The organism is Asanoa sp. WMMD1127, assembly GCF_029626225.1.
In the GTDB taxonomy this organism is placed as follows: Bacteria; Actinomycetota; Actinomycetes; order Mycobacteriales; family Micromonosporaceae; genus Asanoa.
Window position 1 is genome coordinate 6,559,419 of sequence record NZ_JARUBP010000001.1, and the last position, 17,080, is coordinate 6,576,498.

At 73.5% G+C, this 17,080-nt stretch carries 16 protein-coding genes; 6 read left to right on the top strand and 10 right to left on the bottom strand.

Translation table 11 applies throughout. The features are described 5' to 3' along the window. Positions 1 to 44 precede the first annotated feature (44 nt). The 4 genes from O7635_RS31335 to O7635_RS31350 form a co-directional block, all read right to left on the bottom strand. Positions 45 to 2,150, bottom strand: a complete 2,106-nt coding sequence (locus O7635_RS31335) for a xanthine dehydrogenase family protein molybdopterin-binding subunit (protein WP_278084103.1) — start codon at positions 2,148 to 2,150, stop codon at positions 45 to 47. After that, positions 2,147 to 3,130, bottom strand: a complete 984-nt coding sequence (locus tag O7635_RS31340; protein ID WP_278084104.1) for a xanthine dehydrogenase family protein subunit M — start codon at positions 3,128 to 3,130, stop codon at positions 2,147 to 2,149. The genes O7635_RS31335 and O7635_RS31340 overlap by 4 nt, the downstream gene beginning before the upstream one ends. Further along, positions 3,130 to 3,627 carry a 2Fe-2S iron-sulfur cluster-binding protein gene (locus tag O7635_RS31345; RefSeq protein ID WP_278085613.1) on the bottom strand — a complete coding sequence of 166 codons (498 nt, stop codon included), beginning with the start codon at positions 3,625 to 3,627 and terminating at the stop codon, positions 3,130 to 3,132. The genes O7635_RS31340 and O7635_RS31345 overlap by 1 nt, the downstream gene beginning before the upstream one ends. Positions 3,628 to 3,689: 62 nt before the next feature. Then, on the bottom strand, positions 3,690 to 5,060 hold the full coding sequence (locus O7635_RS31350; protein ID WP_278084105.1) for a DNRLRE domain-containing protein: 1,371 nt from the start codon (positions 5,058 to 5,060) through the stop codon (positions 3,690 to 3,692). Between the two features lie 119 nt (positions 5,061 to 5,179). Here O7635_RS31350 and O7635_RS31355 point away from each other — a divergent pair, with 119 nt between their 5' ends. The 4 genes from O7635_RS31355 to O7635_RS31370 are packed head-to-tail and all read left to right on the top strand — an operon-like array spanning position 5,180 to position 9,352. Continuing rightward, complete coding sequence (locus O7635_RS31355) at positions 5,180 to 6,418, top strand: MFS transporter (RefSeq protein WP_278084106.1); 1,239 nt, start codon at positions 5,180 to 5,182, stop codon at positions 6,416 to 6,418. Then, entirely contained in the window at positions 6,415 to 7,386 is a 972-nt protein-coding gene (locus O7635_RS31360) for a hypothetical protein (protein ID WP_278084107.1), read from the top strand. The genes O7635_RS31355 and O7635_RS31360 overlap by 4 nt, the downstream gene beginning before the upstream one ends. 31 nt (positions 7,387 to 7,417) lie before the next feature. Continuing rightward, entirely contained in the window at positions 7,418 to 8,113 is a 696-nt protein-coding gene (locus tag O7635_RS31365; protein ID WP_278084108.1) for a phosphatase PAP2 family protein, read from the top strand. A gap of 12 nt (positions 8,114 to 8,125) precedes the next feature. Further along, a complete protein-coding gene (locus tag O7635_RS31370) occupies positions 8,126 to 9,352 on the top strand; it encodes an MFS transporter (RefSeq protein ID WP_278084109.1) in 1,227 nt (408 codons plus the stop codon). On the opposite strand, the gene O7635_RS31375 is transcribed toward O7635_RS31370, so the two are convergent. Continuing rightward, positions 9,349 to 9,897 (bottom strand): hypothetical protein, encoded by a 549-nt coding sequence (locus tag O7635_RS31375; RefSeq protein WP_278084110.1) that lies wholly within the window; start codon positions 9,895 to 9,897, stop codon positions 9,349 to 9,351. The genes O7635_RS31370 and O7635_RS31375 overlap by 4 nt on opposite strands. Before the next feature lie 64 nt (positions 9,898 to 9,961). On the opposite strand from O7635_RS31375, the gene O7635_RS31380 reads away from it, so the two are divergent. Further along, positions 9,962 to 10,888, top strand: a complete 927-nt coding sequence (locus O7635_RS31380; protein ID WP_278084111.1) for a 5'-3' exonuclease — start codon at positions 9,962 to 9,964, stop codon at positions 10,886 to 10,888. Here O7635_RS31380 and O7635_RS31385 read toward each other — a convergent pair. Beyond that, complete coding sequence (locus O7635_RS31385; protein WP_278084112.1) at positions 10,878 to 13,649, bottom strand: DEAD/DEAH box helicase; 2,772 nt, start codon at positions 13,647 to 13,649, stop codon at positions 10,878 to 10,880. The two genes, O7635_RS31380 and O7635_RS31385, sit on opposite strands and share 11 nt — an antisense overlap. A 124-nt stretch (positions 13,650 to 13,773) precedes the next feature. Here O7635_RS31385 and O7635_RS31390 point away from each other — a divergent pair, with 124 nt between their 5' ends. Further along, positions 13,774 to 14,493 (top strand): HAD family hydrolase, encoded by a 720-nt coding sequence (locus O7635_RS31390; RefSeq protein ID WP_278084113.1) that lies wholly within the window; start codon positions 13,774 to 13,776, stop codon positions 14,491 to 14,493. Here the strand turns inward: O7635_RS31390 and O7635_RS31395 are convergent. The 4 genes from O7635_RS31395 to O7635_RS31410 form a co-directional block, all read right to left on the bottom strand. Continuing rightward, complete coding sequence (locus O7635_RS31395; protein WP_278084114.1) at positions 14,480 to 15,388, bottom strand: diacylglycerol kinase family protein; 909 nt, start codon at positions 15,386 to 15,388, stop codon at positions 14,480 to 14,482. The genes O7635_RS31390 and O7635_RS31395 overlap by 14 nt on opposite strands. Before the next feature lie 39 nt (positions 15,389 to 15,427). Continuing rightward, entirely contained in the window at positions 15,428 to 16,366 is a 939-nt protein-coding gene (tatC, locus tag O7635_RS31400; protein WP_278084115.1) for a twin-arginine translocase subunit TatC, read from the bottom strand. Positions 16,367 to 16,387: 21 nt separating this feature from the next. Further along, a complete protein-coding gene (gene tatA / locus O7635_RS31405) occupies positions 16,388 to 16,669 on the bottom strand; it encodes a Sec-independent protein translocase subunit TatA (RefSeq protein ID WP_278084116.1) in 282 nt (93 codons plus the stop codon). A gap of 152 nt (positions 16,670 to 16,821) precedes the next feature. Beyond that, on the bottom strand, positions 16,822 to 17,073 hold the full coding sequence (locus O7635_RS31410; protein WP_278084117.1) for a hypothetical protein: 252 nt from the start codon (positions 17,071 to 17,073) through the stop codon (positions 16,822 to 16,824). Positions 17,074 to 17,080 lie beyond the last annotated feature (7 nt).

Genomic DNA, 17,080 nt, shown 5'->3' on the forward strand with positions numbered 1-17,080 from the left:
GTGAGGGGGGTTACGACGATCGTCAAGCTAATCCGTGCGTTGATTCACTGTCCACTGATGATCGCGCGGGCCGGGCTGATCGGCAGCTCACGCTGGCGCACGCCGGTGGCGTGCCAGACCGCGTTGGCGATGGCGGCCGGGACACCGACGATGCCGATCTCGCCGAGCCCCTTGACGCCGGACGGGTTCAGCTCGTCGTCCGGGTCGTCGACGAACGCCACCTCGATGGCGCCCACGTCGGCGTTGGTGGCGACGTGGTAGTCGGCCAGGTTGTGGTTGACGAAGTCGCCGAACCGGCCATCCAGCGTGGACTCTTCGAGCAGCGCGGTCGACAGGCCCATCGTCATCCCGCCGATCAGCTGCGACGTGGCGGTCAGCGGGTTGACCACGCGCCCGACCGCGTAGACGCCGAGCAGCCGCGGCACCCGCACCTCGCCCGTGGCGACGTCGACGGCGACCTCGGCGAAGTGCGCGCCGAACGCGTACCGGGAGAACTCGGCGCGGGCGCCGACCGCCTCGGTGGAGTCGAACGTGCTGGTCAGGCCCTCGGGCGGCACCGGCTCGCCCGACGCGATCCGACGGGCCAGGTCGTGGCAGGCGGTGACCACCGGCCAGCTCCACGAGGCGGTGCCCATCGAGCCCCCGGCGCCCATCGCCGGGCCGAAGTCGCTGTCGCCGATCTCGACCCGCACCGCGTCGACCGGGACCTCCAGCGCGTCGGCGGCGAGCTGGGTCAGGGCGGTACGCGCGCCGGTGCCGATGTCGGTCGCGGCGACCCGGACCACGTAGCGGCCGCCGGGCAGCGCGGTCGCGTGCGCCGTGGTCGGGGCCGTCCGGGCCGGGTAGTGCGCACCAGCCACCCCGGTCCCCCGCCACCAGCGGGCCTCGCGGCGGGCGGCCGGCCGCGGATCGCGCTCGGCCCAGCCGAACCGGCGCGCCCCTTCCCGCAGGCACTCGGCCAGCCGGCGGCTGCTGAACGGCTGGCCGGAGGCCGGCTCGTGGCTGGTGTCGTTGCGCAGCCGGAGCTCGACCGGGTCGACGCCGCACGCCTCGGCCAGCTCGTCCATCGCGGACTCCAGCCCGAACGAGCCGGGCGCCTCGCCGGGCGCCCGCATCCAGCGCGGCGTCGGCACGTCCAGCGCGACCACCCGGTGGTCGGTGCGCAGGTTGTCGGCGGCGTACATGGCCCGCGCGTAGATCGCCGTCTGCTCGGTGAACTCGGCCAGGCGGGACGTCTGCATCGCGGCGGTGTGCTCGACGGCGACCAGGCGCCCGTCGGCGGTGGCGCCGAGCCGCAGGCGTTGCGCGGTCGGCGTGCGGTAGCCCGTCAGCGGGAACAGCTGCGGCCGGGTGAGGGTGACCCGCACCGGGCGGCCGACCAGCGTCGCCGCCATCACCGCGAGCACCGCGTCCGGGCGGGCCGGCATGCCCTTGTTGCCGAAGCCCCCGCCGACGTGCTCGGACAGCACCCGCAGCGTCCCGGGCGCGAGGTCGAAGAGCTTGGTGAGGCTCTGGGCCACGCCGTACGCGTACTGCGTGGAGGTGTGCACGGTGAGCCGGCCGTCGGCCCACTCCGCGGTGGCCGAGTGCGGCTCCATCGCGTTGTTGTGCTGCGCCGGCGTGCGGTACTCCGCGTCGACGACGACGGCGGCCCCGGCCAGCGCGGCCTCGACGTCGCCCTTCTCGGTCACCGTCGGGTTGCGCGGGTTGACGTGCTCCGGCCGGTAGAGGCCGGGATGGTCGGGGCGGAACACCGTGTCGGGCGGCTCGGCGAGGTAGTCGACCCGCATCCGCTCGGCCGCCTCCCGCGCCCGCTCCGGCGTGTCGGCGATGACCAGCGCGACCGGCGCGCCCCAGTGCGCCACCCGGTCACCCTGGAACAGGAACAGCGTGCCCTCGCCGATGTCGGTGAGCCGGGGCGCGTTGTCCTGGTGGAGCACGGCCAGCACGCCCGGCATGGCCAGCGTCGCCTCGACGTCGAGGCTGAGCACCCGGCCGCGCGGGATGGTGGCCGGCACGACCCACCCGTGCACGAGGCCGCGGCGGTCGACGTCGCCGGCGTAGCGGGCCTGCCCGGTGACCTTGTCGAGGCCCTCGACCCGGGTCAGCGGGTGGCCCACCGACGGCGCGGCCTGCCAGGTGCGGGTCATCGCAGCCCTGCCAGCTCGCTGAGCACCGCGGTGACCAGGGCCCGCATCAGCGGCACCTTGTAGCCGTTGTCGCGCAGCGGCCGGGCCGCGTCGAGCTCCGCCTCGGCCGCCGCCTCGAACGCCGGCACGGTGGCCGGCCCGCCGTGCAGGGCACGCTCGGCGACCCGGGCCCGCCACGGGTGCGAGGCCACGGCGCCGAGGGCGATCCGCACGTCGGTCACCAGGCCGCCCTCGACCGCCAGCACCGCGGCGACCGAGCCGATCGCGAACGCGTACGACGCCCGCTCCCGGACCTTGCGGTAGGCGGACCGCGTGCCGGCCGGCAGCGGTGGCACCGTCACGCCGGTGACCAGGGCGCCGTCGCTGGTCGTCACCTCCAGGTCGGGCCGGTCGCCGACCGGACGGTAGAAGTCCTCGAGCGGGATCTCGTGCGGGCCGGCGAGGTCCTGCACGTCGACGCGGGCGTCCAGCGCGCTCAGCGCCACCGCCAGGTCGGACGGATGCGTCGCGACACAGTGGTCGGACGCGCCGAGGATGGCCAGGTTGTGGTGGGCACCCTCGATGGCCGGGCAGCCGGAGCCCGGCATCCGCTTGTTGCAGGGCTTGGTCGCGTCGGTGAAGTAGACACACCGGGTGCGCTGCAACAGGTTGCCGCCGGTGGTGGCCACGTTCCGCAGCTGGCCGGAGGCGCCGGCCAGCACCGCCTGGCTGAGCACGGGATAGCGCTCGCGGACGACCGGGTGCGCGGCGAGGTCGCTGTTGCGGACGAGCGCGCCGATCCGCAGCGTGCCGCCGTCGTCGGTCACCTCGTGCATCGGCAGCCCGGTCACGTCGACGAGCAGCTCGGGCCGCTCGACGCCGAGCTTCATCAGGTCGACCAGGTTGGTGCCGCCGCCGAGGTAGCGGGCGCCGGGGTTGTCGGCGACCAGCGCGACCGCGGCGTCGACGCTGCGGGCCCGGGCGTACGCGAACTCCCGCATCAGTCTCCCCCGGCCACCTCGCGGATCGCGGCCACGATGTGTGGGTACGCGCCGCAGCGGCAGATGTTGCCGGACATCCGCTCGCGGATCTCGGCGTCGTCGAGGCGCACCTCGCCGTCGGTGACCGCGCTGGGCCAGCCCTCGGCCAGCTCGTCGAGCATGCCGATGGCGGAGCAGATCTGGCCCGGCGTGCAGTAGCCGCACTGGAAGGCGTCGTGCGCGACGAACGCCGCCTGCATCGGGTGCGGCTCGTCGTCGGCGAGCCCTTCGACCGTGGTCACCTCGCGGCCGTCGACGGCCACCGCGAACAGCAGGCACGAGTTGACCCGGCGACCGTCGAGCAGCACCGTGCAGGCGCCGCACTGGCCGTGGTCGCAGCCCTTCTTGGTGCCCGTGTGGTCGAGCCGGTCGCGGAGCAGGTCGAGCAGGGTGGTGCGGTTGTCGACCGTGACCTCCCGCGGCGCCCCGTTGAGCATGAGGCGCACGGTGCTCGTCAGCTCGGCCACGAGACGACGTTACCCGCCGCGCTGGTGACGCGGCGGGTAGTCGGACAGCGGGCTCAGTGACAGCTGCCGGTCCCGCTGTCGTTGTAGGTCCGGCCGGCCTCGGGCACGAACTGCCAGTCGTACGAGTTGCTGTGCAGCGTGAACTTGAGGACGCCGAACGTGTCGCTGTTGCGGGCCTGGCTGTTGGGCTGGATCGTGCCGAAGCCGTAGTGGTCGGCGCCGCCCATGCCGGCGACGAACGAGCGCAGCCCGCGGGCGTTGTCGAGGCCGCCGCTCGGATTCATCGGCGCGAACCGCTCGTACTGGTGGTTGTGTCCCCAGACGACCACGTCCGCGTTGTGGTCGTAGAGCGCCTGGTAGAGCGGACGGGTCGAGGTGGACGGCGCGTGGTTGGCGCCCGAGGTGTAGAGCGGGTGGTGCCAGTAGGCCAGCGTGCAGGGCCGGGTGTTGGCAGCCAGGTCGTTGCGCAGCCAGGTGACCTGGGCCGAGCTGGCCGACGTGCTGATGTTGGAGTTGAGCGAGACGATGTGCCAGTTGCCCAGGTTGTAGGAGTAGTAGCCCTGCCCCGCCGGGCCGGCCTGGGAGCCGAAGTAGCTGTAGTAGCCACTCGCGCCGGACGTGTTGTAGTCGTGGTTGCCCGGCGAGGGCCGGGTCCGCGACTTGAACGCGCCCCAGGTCGGCTGGTAGTAGCTGGAGAACTGGCCGCTGGTCCCATCGGGATAGACGTTGTCGCCGGTGGTGAACACCGTGCCGGAGATGCCGTTCACCAGCGCGGCGGTGGCGCTGTCACCGGATCCCGACGTGGCGATGTCGCCGGCGCCGACCAGCACCGGGTCGCCGCTCGGCGGCGGGGTCGTCGTGCCGGCGGTGACCTCGAGCTGCGGCGCGTCGGCGCCGCTCTCCCGCGCGTCGTAGTAGGCGCCGTCGGTGCTGCCGGACGTCGCGCCGAAGCTGAACGTGCCGTTGCCCCGCACGACGCTGGTGACGTCGAGCTCGTACCAGCCGTTGGCGGTGACGCCGCCGATCGAGCCGACCGACGCGCCGTCGATCGCCGGCTGGTTGTTCCACGTCGTGCCGGTCTCCGACCAGGTGGTGTTGGACATCGCCCGGAACGCGCCGCCGTCGTCGCTGCCGGAGTTGCCGGAGATCGTCCGCAGACGCAGCTTGGCGGAGCTGACCGTGCCGCTGACGCCGCTCACCGAGAAGCGCAGGAACATCCGGCGGACCGGGCTGTTGTCGACCGTGATCTGGGTCGACGTGCCGTAGTTGGTCGACGCCGTGTCGTTCTGCACGTAGGTGTCGGCGGACGGCCGGAAGGTGCTGGTGGCGGCGGCCGCGGGGCTGGTCGAGCCGAGTACGGCGGCGATGATGCCGCCGGCCAGGACGGTCGCCGTGGTGGCGCCGGCCAGGATAGGGGTGCGCATGGTCCAGGAATCTACGGGCTTGGATCAACTTGATCGGGTCGTCCGGGTGAACGGCGGACACCGATCTGTTCACCCCGCGACGGTTGCCTCGGGCCGATCCGACATGGAGGGTTTTCGGCGTGTACCTGTCGACGATCTCTCGGCCCGCCGCGGGGAACGGCCGGGGTCGGCGCGGCGCGGCGTTCGTCGGCGGCAACGTGCTGGCGCTGGGCACCGTCAGCCTCGTCACCGACGTGTCCGCCGAGATGGTCACCGCCGTCCTCCCGCTCTACCTGGTGCTCGGCCTGCACTTGAGCCCGCTGGCGTACGGCGTCGTCGACGGCGTCTACACGGGAGCGACCGCCCTGCTGCGGATCGCGGGCGGCTACGTCGCCGACCGGGTGCGGGCCCGCAAGACCCTCGCGGGGTTCGGCTACGCGCTGTCCGCCGTTGCCAAGCTCGGGCTGCTGGCCGCCGGCCGGTCGCTGGGCGCCATCGGCCTCGTGGTCGCGGTCGACCGGATGGGCAAGGGCCTGCGGACGGCGCCGCGGGACGCGCTGATCACCCTGTCGACGCCGCCGGGCGAGCTCGGCCGGGCGTTCGGCGTGCACCGCACCATGGACGCGGTGGGCGCGTTCCTGGGGCCGCTGGTCGCGCTGGCGGTGCTGGCCGCGTCCGGGCAGTCGTACGACGCGGTGTTCGTGACCAGCTTCCTCGTGGCGATCCTCGGGGTGGCCGTCCTGGTGCTGTTCGTGCGGGAGCGGTCCGCCGCGGTGCCCGCGACGCCGGTGCGGGTGCGGGCCGCGGTCGACCTGCTGCGCTCCGGCGACCTGCGCCGCCTGCTGCTGGCCGCCACCCTGCTGGGCCTGGCGACCATCGGGGACGGGTTCGTCTACCTGATGCTCCAGCGCCGCACCGAGATCGGGCTGCTCTGGTTCCCACTGCTGGCGGTGGGCACCAGCCTCGGCTACCTGCTGCTGGCCGCGCCGCTGGGGATGCTCGCCGACCGGATCGGCCGCCGACCGGTGCTGCTGGCCGGGTACGCGGCCCTCGCGCTGACCTACCTGCTGCTGGCCGCGCCGGTCGGCGGCTGGGTGCTGCTGGTCGCGGCGCTCGGCGCGTACGGTCTCTACTACGCCGCCACCGACGGCGTGCTGATGGCGCTGGCCGGCCCGGTGCTGCCCGACAACCTGCGGGCGACCGGTCTGGCGCTCGTGCAGACCGGGCAGGCGCTGGCCTACCTGGTGTCGTCGGTGCTGTTCGGGGTGGCCTGGGCCGCCTGGGGGCCGACCGCCGCCGTGCTGGCGGCGGCCCTGGTCGCGGTCGTCGCCGGCGGGGTCACCGCCGGCCTGCTCTTCCACAAGGGACGGTCGGCGTGAACGGCTGGAGTCTGCGGGCCCGGATGCTGTCGGTGCTCGCGTTCGCGGTGGTGCTGGCCGTCATGGCGACGGCTTACATCATGGGCGCGCGGGAGCCGTCCGCGGCCGGGCCCACGGCCGCCGTCACGCTCGACCGGGCGCCGGCCCTGCTGACGGTGACCGACCGGCACGTCGCGCTGGTGTCCACTTCGGACCCGGCCGGATCGCGGACGGTCTCGGCGGTCGAGTGCGTGCGGGTCTACGCGGCCGCCGGCACCGGGATCTGCCTGCAGCCGGCGACGCCGTGGACGTACAAGGCGGTGGTCCTCGACCGGAACCTGGCGCCCGTGCGGTCCGTCGACATCCCCGGCCTGCCGAACCGGGCCCGGGTCTCGCCGTCGGGGCGGTTCGTCGCGTGGACCACGTTCGTCGGCGGGGACTCCTACAACAGCGGCGGCTTCTCGACCCGCACGGGCATCCTCGACACCTCCGGCGGAACGCTGGTCGCCTCGCTCGAGGAGTTCACCGCGCTGCGGGACGGGGCGCCGGTGCGCTCCGTCGACCGCAACTTCTGGGGCGTCACGTTCGCGGCCGACGACAACACGTTCTACGCGACGATGTCCACGGGCGGCCACCGTTACCTGATGAAGGGCGACCTCGCCGGGCGTACGCTGCGGACCGTCGCCGACAACGTCGAGTGCCCGTCGCTGTCACCGGACGGGCGCCGGATCGCCTTCAAGCACGCGATCGACGGCGACCCGACCCGCGGCTGGCGGCTGTCCGTGCTGGACCTCGCGACGCTGGCGGTGACCCCGCTGGCCGAGTCCACGAGCGTCGACGACCAGCCGGCCTGGCTCGACGCCGGGACGATCGGCTACACGGTGCGGCAGGCCGACGGCCGGCCCGACGTGTGGTCGGTGCCGGCCGACGGGTCGGGCGCGCCGCGGCTGCTGGTGCCCGGCGCGGAGTCGCCCGCCGCCCTGGCATAGCGATCGGCGCGATCGGGTAAACCCTCCCGCCATGCGCCAGGTCCTGCTGAAAGTGCTGCTGCCGCTCGTCGCCCTCTACGGGCTGATGATCGCGATCGGGCTGTTCGTCACCAAGGTGGCCGACGGCTGGTGGCCGTTCACCGCCGAGGACGACGTCAACACGTCGTTGGAGGCCGCCCGTTCCGGGCCGCTGACCGCCGCGTCGCTGGTGTTCAGCACGATCGCCGACACCTGGTCGATCATCGCCGTCTGCACGTTCGCGGTGGTGATCCTGGTGGTCACCCGCCGGCCGTGGCGCGAGCCGCTGTTCCTCGCCGGCGCCGTCGCCGCGCAGGCCCTCATCTTCCTGCTCACCACCCTCGCCATCGACCGGCACCGGCCCGCGGTCGAGCACATGGACGTCTCGCCGCCCACCTCGAGCTTCCCGTCGGGCCACACCTCGGCGGCGACCGCGCTCTACTGCGGACTGGCGCTGCTGTTCGCGCTCCGCTCGACCAGCGGGCGCTGGGAGGCGGTGGTCTGGACGGTGTTCGTGCTGATCCCGCTCGGGGTCGCGATGACCCGGCTCTATCGCGGCATGCACCACCCGAGCGACGTGATCGGCTCGTTCATCAACGCCGGCCTCTGCCTCACCATCATGTACCACGGCGTGCTCCGCTGGCGTGGCGCTCCCCCGCCCCGCCCCGTCGACACGCGTAAGTCGGTATCGCTGGCGCGCTCCCGCTGATATGCATGGCGCATGGCGCCGCAGCTCTCCCCCGGTCGGGCCACGGCGGCGCTGATCGCGCTCTCGTTGGCCGCGTTCGCCTACGTGACCACGGAAGTGGCGCCCATCGGGCTGCTCACGGTCATCGCGTCCGACCTGGACCGGTCGCGCTCCGAGGTCGGGCTGCTGGTCACCGGCTACGCGTTCGTCGTCGTGCTGGCCTCGTTGCCGCTGACGCTGGTGACCAGGCGGATCCCGCGACGCCGGCTGCTGGCCGTGACGTTCGCCGTGTTCGTCCTGGCCACCGCGGCGGCCGCGCTGGCCACCGACTACTGGGTGCTGGCCGGGGCGCGGCTGGCCACGGCGGCCACCCAGGCCCTGTTCTGGTCGGTGGTCGGGCCCACGGTGACCGGCCTGTTCCCGCCCGAGGTGCGGGGCCGGATCGTGTCGCGGTTCGCCCTCGGCCCGTCGCTGGCCCCGGTGCTCGGCCTGCCGCTGGCCACCTGGGTGGGTCAGCAGGCCGGCTGGCGCACCGCGTTCGCCGTGCTGGCCGCGCTCGGGCTGGTCGCCGGCGCGGTGGTCACCGTGCTGCTGCCGTCGTTCGCGCCGGCCGACGGCGGCGCCGCCCGCGGCACCACGCCCGACCGGGGCCGGTTCCGCGTGCTGCTCGTGGTGACCGCGCTCGGCATCACGGGCAACTTCGTCGGGCAGACCTACATCACGCCGTTCCTGCTCGACGTCAGCCGCTTCCCCGACGCCTCGCTGTCGCTGCTGCTGCTCGTGGCGGGCGTCGCCGGCGTGGTCGGCACGATCGTTATCGGCCGGTTCATCGACAGCCGGCCGGTGGCCGCGCAGATCGTGCCGCTGGCGCTGGTCGGCGGCGGCATGCTGCTGATGTACGCGCTGGGCCAGTTCCGCCCGGTGGCCGTGGTGCTGCTCGCGCTGTTCGGAATGGCCTTCAGCGCCTTCGCCGCGACGGTGCAGGGCCGCACGCTACAACTCGCACCCGGCAACACCGACCTGGCCTCGGCCGCCTCCGGGTCCGCCTTCAACGCGGGCATCGCGAGCGGCTCCCTGCTCGGCGGCGTCGTGCTCTCCACGGCCGGCGTACGCCCGATCATGTTGTGCGGGGGTCTGATCGTCGCGGTCGCGTTGGTGGTGGCATTGAGCGACGCGCGTCGCCACCGCCCGGCGCCGGCGGACGTGCCCGCTCGGCGACGGCCAACGGTCACGGTGGAGCCGCGGGCCGGCGCGCGCTAGCCGATCGCCTGCCAGGTTCGGGCGGCCAGCGTCGCGACCGGAAGCTCGCCGTCGAGGACGAGGTGGGCCGTGTCGCGGGCGGGCTCGGTGTGCCGGGCGTGGGCGGTCCGTCGGTGCCGGACGTAGTTGGACAGCAGCCGGTCGAGCGGGACCGTGCCGCGGACACACTGCCGCTCGATCTTGCGCGCGAGGCGCAGGTCGGCGGGGACGTCCACGTACACGTCGAAGCGGGTGTGCGGCGAGGCCGGGGTCGTGCGGTGAGCGAACATTCCCTCCACGATGACCACGGTGGAGGCGCCCAGGGCCGTGGTCGCGTCGCGGTCGAGAGCGGCGAGGTCCAGCGAGCGCGGATCGCCGACGTCCAGCCGCGGGATGCCGCCGGCGTCGGGGAGCCAGACGCCGCGGGCCGGGTCGTCGTGGAAATAGAAGTCGTCCTGGTGCAGGACCGTGATCCCCGCACGGTCGGCGGCCAGGGCCGCTGCCAGGGTGGTCTTGCCCGCGCCGGCGCCGCCGGTCAACGTCAACAACAAGCCCGGGCGACCCACGTCGCGCAGCCTAGCCGTGCGGGGCCGTCGCGGAAGTGTCGGATCGGCATGGCAGGCTGTGACGATGACCAACCGACCGCTGCTGCTCGTGGACGCGCCGAGCCTCTATTTCCGGGCCTACTTCGGCATTCCGGAGTCGGCGGCGCAGGCACCCGACGGCAGCCCGGTCAACGCGGTCCGTGGTTTTCTCGACATGGTCGCCCAGCTCATCCGCACCCGCCGGCCCGACCGGCTGGTCTGCGCGCTCGACTACGACTGGCGGCCGGCGTGGCGGGTCAAGCTGATCCCGTCCTACAAGGCGCACCGGCTGGCGCCCGGCGGTGGACCGTCCACCGAGGTCGTGCCGCCCAACCTGGAGACCCAGGTGCCGCTGATCCTCGAGGTGCTGGCCGCGGTCGGGATCCCGGCGGTCGGCGCCAAGGGCTACGAGGCCGACGACGTGCTCGGCACGCTGGCCACCACGCAGCCGGGCCCGGTCGAGGTGGCGTCCGGCGACCGCGACCTCTACCAGCTCATCGACGACGCGAAGCCGGTGCGCCTGCTCTACTGCGGACGCGGCGTCAGCAAGCTCGAAGACAGCGACGACGCCGCGGTCCAGGCGAAATACGGCGTGCCGGCGTCCGGCTACGCCGACTTCGCGGCGCTGCGCGGCGACCCGAGCGACGGCCTGCCGGGCGTGCCCGGCGTGGGCGAGAAGACCGCGGCCCGCCTGGTCACCCGCTACGGCACCCTCGACGCGATGCTGGCGGCCCTCGACGACCCGAAGGCGGGCTTCGCCCCGGGCCTACGCGGCAAGCTCGACGCGGCCCGCGACTATCTGGCGGTCGCGCCCACGGTGGTCAAGGTCGCCCGCGACGTCTCACTGCCCGACCTGGACACCACGTTGCCGAGCGCCCCGGCCGACGGCGACACCCTGCTCGCCCTGGCGGAGAAGTGGAACCTCGCCGGCCCGTGCCGCCGCCTCGTCGACGCGATCGCCGCTACGCGTTGATATAGGCGAGGACGCCGCGGTTGATGCCGTTGATGGCCTGGCGGGCCGTGGTGCGGACCGTCGTCGAGGCGCCGCCGGCGTCCGCGATCTGGCCCAGCAGGTCGACGACCTGGCGGGCCCAGCGGACGAAGTCGCCGGCCGGCATGTCGCCGTCGAGGTTGTGGCCACTGGCCAGGACCTTGGCCAGCGCCTCGCCGCGGGTCCAGCGGACGATCGGCCACACGAAGCCCTGGTCGGGCTCGCGGGTGCGGTCGACGCCGCGGGCGGCCTCGTCGGCCTCCAGCTCCGCCCAGATCTTCATCGTCTCGTCGATCGCGTCGGCGATCGGGCCCCGCGGGATCGACGCGCGCTCGTCGTTCTCGCGGCGCGCCTCGTAGAGCACCACCGAGACCGCGCCCGCGAGCTCGTCGGGGGTCAGCGCGTCCCAGACGCCGCGGCGCAGGCACTCGGCGACCAGCAGGTCGGCCTCGGACCAGATGCGGGAGAGCATGCGGCCGTTGTCGGTGACCTCGCCCGCCTCGGTCAGGTAGCCGCGGGACGTCAGCAGCGCGCACACCCGGTCGAAGGTGCGGGCCAGCGAGCCTGTGCGGCTGGCCACCCGCTTGCGCAGCTCCTCGGTGTCGAGCAGCAGGCGACGCCGGCGTTCGGCCCAGCGGGCGTGCTCCTCGCGGTCGGGGCAGGCGTGGCACGGGTGCTTGCGCAGCTTGTCGCGCAGCTCGGTCAGGTGCGCGTCGTCGCCCGTGCCGCGGGCGCGGCGGCCGCGCCGGCTGTGCCGGTCGAGCCCCGTGCCGGTGACGGCGGCGGCCAGGTCGCGCCGGGCCGACGGGTTGCGGTGGTTGAAGTGCTTCGGCACCCGGATCCGGGCCAGCACCTCGGCCGGGGAGGTGAAGTCGGCGGAGGTCACCCGGCCGGCCCAGCGGTCCTGGGTGAGCACCAGCGGGCGTGGGTCGCCGAAGCCGGCCGCGCCCGGGTCGAGGACGACGGCGAGGCCGGCGCGCCGCCCGGACGGCACCCGGATCACGTCGCCGACCCGCAGCCGCTCCAGCGACGACACCGCCTGGGCGCGGCGCTGGGTCTGCCCCTGCCGGGCCAGGGCCCGCTCGCGCTCGCCGATCTGCATGCGCAGGTCGAAATACTCTTCGAAGTCGCCGTGGCTGCAGCGCACCTCGCCGGCGTACTGCTCGGCGGTCTCCTCGTTGCGCTGCACCTGCCGGGCGAGCCCGACCACGGACCGGTCGGCCTGGAACTGCGCGAACGACGCCTCCAGCAGCGCCCGGGAGCGCTCGGCGCCGACCGTCCCGACGAGGTTCACGGCCATGTTGTACGAGGGCCGGAAGCTCGACCGGAGCGGATAGGTGCGGGTCGACGCGAGGCCGGCGACGTGCCGCGGGTCGACCTCGGGCGACCAGACGACCACCGCGTGGCCCTCGACGTCGATGCCGCGGCGGCCGGCGCGACCCGTCAGCTGCGTGTACTCGCCCGGGGTGAGGTCGACGTGCGCCTCGCCGTTGAACTTGACCAGGCGCTCCAGCACCACGCACCGGGCCGGCATGTTGATGCCCAGCGCCAGCGTCTCGGTGGCGAACACCGCCTTGACCAGGCCGCGTACGAACAGCTCCTCGACGACTTCCTTGAACGCGGGCAGCATGCCGGCGTGGTGGGCGGCCAGCCCGCGCTCGAGCCCGTCGACCCACTCCCAGTAGCCGAGCACCGAGAGGTCCTCGCCCGGGATCGCGGTGATCCGCTCCTCGACGATCCGGCGGATCTCGACGCGCTCGTCGGGGGTGGTCAGCCGTAGCCCGGCCGCGAGGCACTGCTGCACGGCCGCGTCGCAACCGGCCCGGCTGAAGATGAACAGGATCGCCGGCAGCAGATTTTCCCGGTCGAGCCGCTCGACCACCTCGGCCCGCAGCGGGCCCTTCCAGCGGGGCCCGCGTCCGCCGCGGGCGCCGCCGCCGGCCCAGCCGTCGCGGCCCATCTCGAGCCGGCGCAGCATTTCGCGCGAGTAGCGCAGCAGCTCCGGGTGCACGTCGTGCTTGCGGGCGGCGGCCGCGTCGTGGAACAGGTCGAACATCCGCCGGCCGACGAGCATGTGCTGCCACAGCGGCACGGGCCGGTGCTCGCTGACCACCACGTCCGTGTGACCCCGGACGGTGACGAGCCAGTCGGCGAACTCCTCGGCGTTGGAGACCGTCGCCGACAGTGAGACCAATGTCACCGACGCCGGGAGGTGGATGATCACTTCTTCCCAGACCGCGCCCCGGAACCGGTCGGCCAGGTAGTGCACCTCGTCCATCACCACGTACGCCAGGCCCTGCAGCGCCGGCGAGCCGGCGTAGAGCATGTTGCGCAGCACCTCGGTGGTCATCACGACCACGGGCGCGTCGCCGTTGATGGCGTTGTCGCCGGTCAGCAGGCCGACGTTGGCGGTGCCGTGGCGCTCGACCAGGTCGTGGTACTTCTGGTTCGACAGCGCCTTGATCGGCGTGGTGTAGAAGCACTTTTTGGGCGGGGCGTCCGAATCTCCGGCGCCACCGGCCAGCGCCAGGTGCACCGCGAACTCGCCGACGACGGTCTTGCCGGCGCCGGTCGGCGCGCAGACCAGCACCCCGCTGCCTCGCTCCAGGGCCTCGCACGCCTCCCGCTGGAAGTCGTCGAGGTCGAAGCCGATGCCCAGGGCGAAGTCTTCGAGGGCCGGGAACGCGCTGGCCCGGGCGGCCCGGCGGCGCGCCGCGGCGTAGCGCTCGGCGGGGCTCGACATGCATCCAAGATTACGGCGTGCGCGCCGCGCCGACGCGGTAGGCCGTGCCGGACCCGCCCGGTGGGTCCTAGGTAAGGTCCACGGCGTGCCATTGCCAGACCACGCGGAACCGCCCAGTCCACGTGTGCCAGACGAGTCGGGTCAACCCGCCCGCCGGCCCGTCGAGGCCGTGCTCTTCGACTTCCACGGCACGCTCGCCCAGGTGGAGGACCCGGTCGCGTGGGTGCTCGCCGCCGCCGTCGCCTGCGGGGCGTCGCTCGACCGGGGCAAGGCGACCGTGCTGGCCGACCGGCTGGTCACCGCGGGCCGGGCCGGTGGGCCGCTGCCCGCCCGGGTGCCGGTGCACCTGGCCGAGGTGTGGGCCGACCGGGACCTCTACCCGCACGCGCACCGGGCCGCTTTCGTCGGGCTCGCGGCGACCGTGAACACCGACATCGAGGGACTGGCCGACGCCCTCTACGACCGGCTGCTCGGCGCCGACGGCTGGTTGCCCTACGCCGACACCGCCGAGGCGCTCAAGGCGTTGCGGCAGGCTGGGGTGCCGGTGGCCGTCGTCAGCAACATCGGCTTCGACATCCGGCCCCACTTCGACACCTGGGGCCTCGGCGAGCTGGTGGACGCGTTCGTCCTGTCGTACGAGGTGGGCCGGTGCAAGCCGGATCCGGCGATCTTCCTGCGGGCCTGCGGCGCGCTGGGGGTCGACCCCGAGCGGGCGCTGATGGTCGGTGACACGCCCGCCGACGCGGGCGCGGTGCGGGCCGGCCTGTCGGCGCTGGTGCTGCCGGCCGCCGACCCGGGCAAGGTCAACGGCCTGGGCGCCGCCGTGGCCCTCACGCGCCCCTGAGCAGCCGCAGCGCGCCCGGCACGCATTCGACGGTCACCGGCAGCGGCGCGATCCGCTCGCCGTCGGCGTAGCCGACGATCCCCTCCGCGGCCAGCTCGACCTTCCGCGCCGAGAACGTGTCGACGGCGGGGTGGTGCACGTGCGTGCCGGCGTAGATCTGCGGCTTCACCTTGACCAGCGTGCGGCGCGAGATGGGCCGCACCACGGCCACGTCGAGCCGGCCGTCGGTGACGTCGGCGTCGGGGCAGATCCGCATGCCGCCGCCGTAGCTGCCGCCGTTGGCCACCGCGACCAGCACCGCGTCGCGCTCCTGGGTGACCCCGTCCAGCGTGATCCGGTAGGACCGGGCCCGCAGCCGGGCGAGCTCCACCATGATGGCCAGGTCGTAGCGGACCGGGCCGCGCGGCCACCGCATCCGGTTGCCGCGCTCGTTGACGATCGCGTCGAAGCCGGCCGCGAGCACGCCGCCGAACCAGTGGGTGGCGCCCGCGCCGGTGGTCAGCCGGGCGAGGTCGATGGTGGCGTGGTCGCCACCCCGGGCCAGCGCGGCGCCGATCGCGCGCAGGGCGGCCGCCGGTGCGCCGAAACCCGCCGCGACGGCGAAGTCGTTGCCGGTGCCGGCGGGGACGATGCCCAGCGGCACGTCGGTGCCGGCGAGGGCCTGCAGGGCCAGGTGGACGGTGCCGTCGCCGCCGACCACCACGAGCGCGCCCGCGCCGCCGGCGACCGCGGCGTGGCACGCGGCCAGAGCCTCTTGCGGGGTACGCGCCTCGAGTGGCTCGACCGGCAGCCCGGTGTCACGCAGATGGGCCAGCACGAACGGCAGGACGCCGCGGTGCCGGCCCCGCCCCGCTCCGGGGTTGGCCAGCACCGCCAGCGGTCCGTTGATCTTCATCGCGGCACCCTATCTCCCGGTGCGGCGCCGCGACAGAGGTCAGGTGATGTCGTCGTCGAACCGGCGGTCGATCGGCCTCGGCGCCGCCACGGGCGCGATCGGCTCGATCGGTGCGCCGGCCGCGACCGGCTCACGCTCGTCTTCCAGCTGCGACATCTCGTCGTCGTCGACGCCTTCGTAGATCTCCCGACCGCGACCGCGCCGCCGGTCGTTGAGGAACGCGACCCCGACCGCCACGAAGTAGAGCAGCGACAGGCACGCCGCGAGCGCGGTCATGCCGAACGGGTCGGGCGTCGGCGTGACCACGGCCGAGAACAGGAAGAAGATGAAGACCAGCACGCGCCACCAGCCGAGCAGCTTGCGCGCGCTGAACAGCCCGACGAAGTTGAGCATCAGGATGATCAACGGGAACTCGAACGCCACACCGAAGATCAGGATCAGGTTGGTGGCGAACGAGATGTAGCGCGTGATGTCGAGCGTGGTGTTGATGTCGTCGCCGGAGAAGTCGAGCAGGAACTCGAGCCCCTTGTGGATGACGAAGTAGGCGAGCACCGCGCCGGCGATGAACAGCGGCGCGGCGATCGCCACGAACACGTAGGCGTAACGGCGCTCGTGCCGGTGCAGGCCCGGGGCGATGAACGCCCACAGCTGGTAGAGCCAGATGGGCGCGGCCACCACGAGCCCGACCCAGAGAGCGATCTTCAGATCGAGCAGGAAGACGTCGGCGGGCCCGAGCTGGATGAACTTGCACTTGCCCGTCACCGGGTCGGTCGAGCTCGGCAGGCTGCAGTAGGGCTCCGACAGCAGGCCGCGGACCTGACCGCGCACGGCGAAACCGACGGCGAAACCGACGAGGATGCCGAGCGACGCCTTGAACAGCCGGTTGCGCAGCTCGCGGATGTGCTCGATCAGCGTCATCGAGCCGTCGGCGGCCCGCTCGAACTCGGTCGTCCCCTTACGGCGCAGGGAGATGGCCATGACCGGACGGTGATCCGGTCGTCAGATCACGTCGCGCGAGCGCTGCACCGGGTCGACGACCGGCGGGTTCTGCGCGGGCTGCTGCTGCACCTGCTGCGGCGGCAGCGGCTGGCGGCCGGCCTGGGCGTCGGCCTTCTCGGCCAGGTCGCCCTTGTCGTCGTCGACGAGGCCCTTGGTCTCGGCCTTGATGATGCGCAGGGAGCGGCCGAGGGAACGCGCCGCGTCGGGCAGCCGCTTCGCGCCGAAGAGCAGGACCAGCACGACCACGAGTACGGCTATGTGCCACGGCTTGAGGGCGCCCATGGGAACTCCAAAGTCGATCAGTGTCGGACGGTGTGGTGCGTCGGGGTGACTCGCCCATCCTACGGGTGACATCTGACGATGCCACCGCCCGGGAGACCCCAATAGCCGGTGAAACTTGGAGGTCCAGCCGCCCTAGCTCGACAATTCGGGCGTCACGCGCGCCCGCGACCGGCCTTGATGACCGCGATGCGCTCCTGCGCGACTACGGCGCGTTCCTGCACGGCCTCGACCTGTTCCTGGAGGACGGCCAGCTCGGCGCCGAGCTGCTCGGCCCGGGCCTGCCGGTCCTCGAGCCGGCGCAGCGCCCGCGCCAGCTCGGGCAGCCGGCCCAGCACCGGGCGGGCGGCCAGCACGAGGATGACGAGGCCGAGCACCGCCGCGCCGATCACGATCCAGAGCACCACGGCGGAC

Coding starts and splice junctions, on each gene's coding strand:
- O7635_RS31350 (WP_278084105.1), bottom strand. CDS start 5,060: ATGCGCACCCCTATCCTGGCCGGCGCCACCACGGCGACCGTCCTGGCC.
- O7635_RS31365 (WP_278084108.1), top strand. CDS start 7,418: ATGCGCCAGGTCCTGCTGAAAGTGCTGCTGCCGCTCGTCGCCCTCTAC.
- tatA (WP_278084116.1), bottom strand. CDS start 16,669: ATGGGCGCCCTCAAGCCGTGGCACATAGCCGTACTCGTGGTCGTGCTG.
- O7635_RS31370 (WP_278084109.1), top strand. CDS start 8,126: ATGGCGCCGCAGCTCTCCCCCGGTCGGGCCACGGCGGCGCTGATCGCG.
- tatC (WP_278084115.1), bottom strand. CDS start 16,366: ATGGCCATCTCCCTGCGCCGTAAGGGGACGACCGAGTTCGAGCGGGCC.
- O7635_RS31385 (WP_278084112.1), bottom strand. CDS start 13,649: ATGTCGAGCCCCGCCGAGCGCTACGCCGCGGCGCGCCGCCGGGCCGCC.
- O7635_RS31335 (WP_278084103.1), bottom strand. CDS start 2,150: ATGACCCGCACCTGGCAGGCCGCGCCGTCGGTGGGCCACCCGCTGACC.
- O7635_RS31380 (WP_278084111.1), top strand. CDS start 9,962: ATGACCAACCGACCGCTGCTGCTCGTGGACGCGCCGAGCCTCTATTTC.
- O7635_RS31395 (WP_278084114.1), bottom strand. CDS start 15,388: ATGAAGATCAACGGACCGCTGGCGGTGCTGGCCAACCCCGGAGCGGGG.
- O7635_RS31340 (WP_278084104.1), bottom strand. CDS start 3,130: ATGCGGGAGTTCGCGTACGCCCGGGCCCGCAGCGTCGACGCCGCGGTC.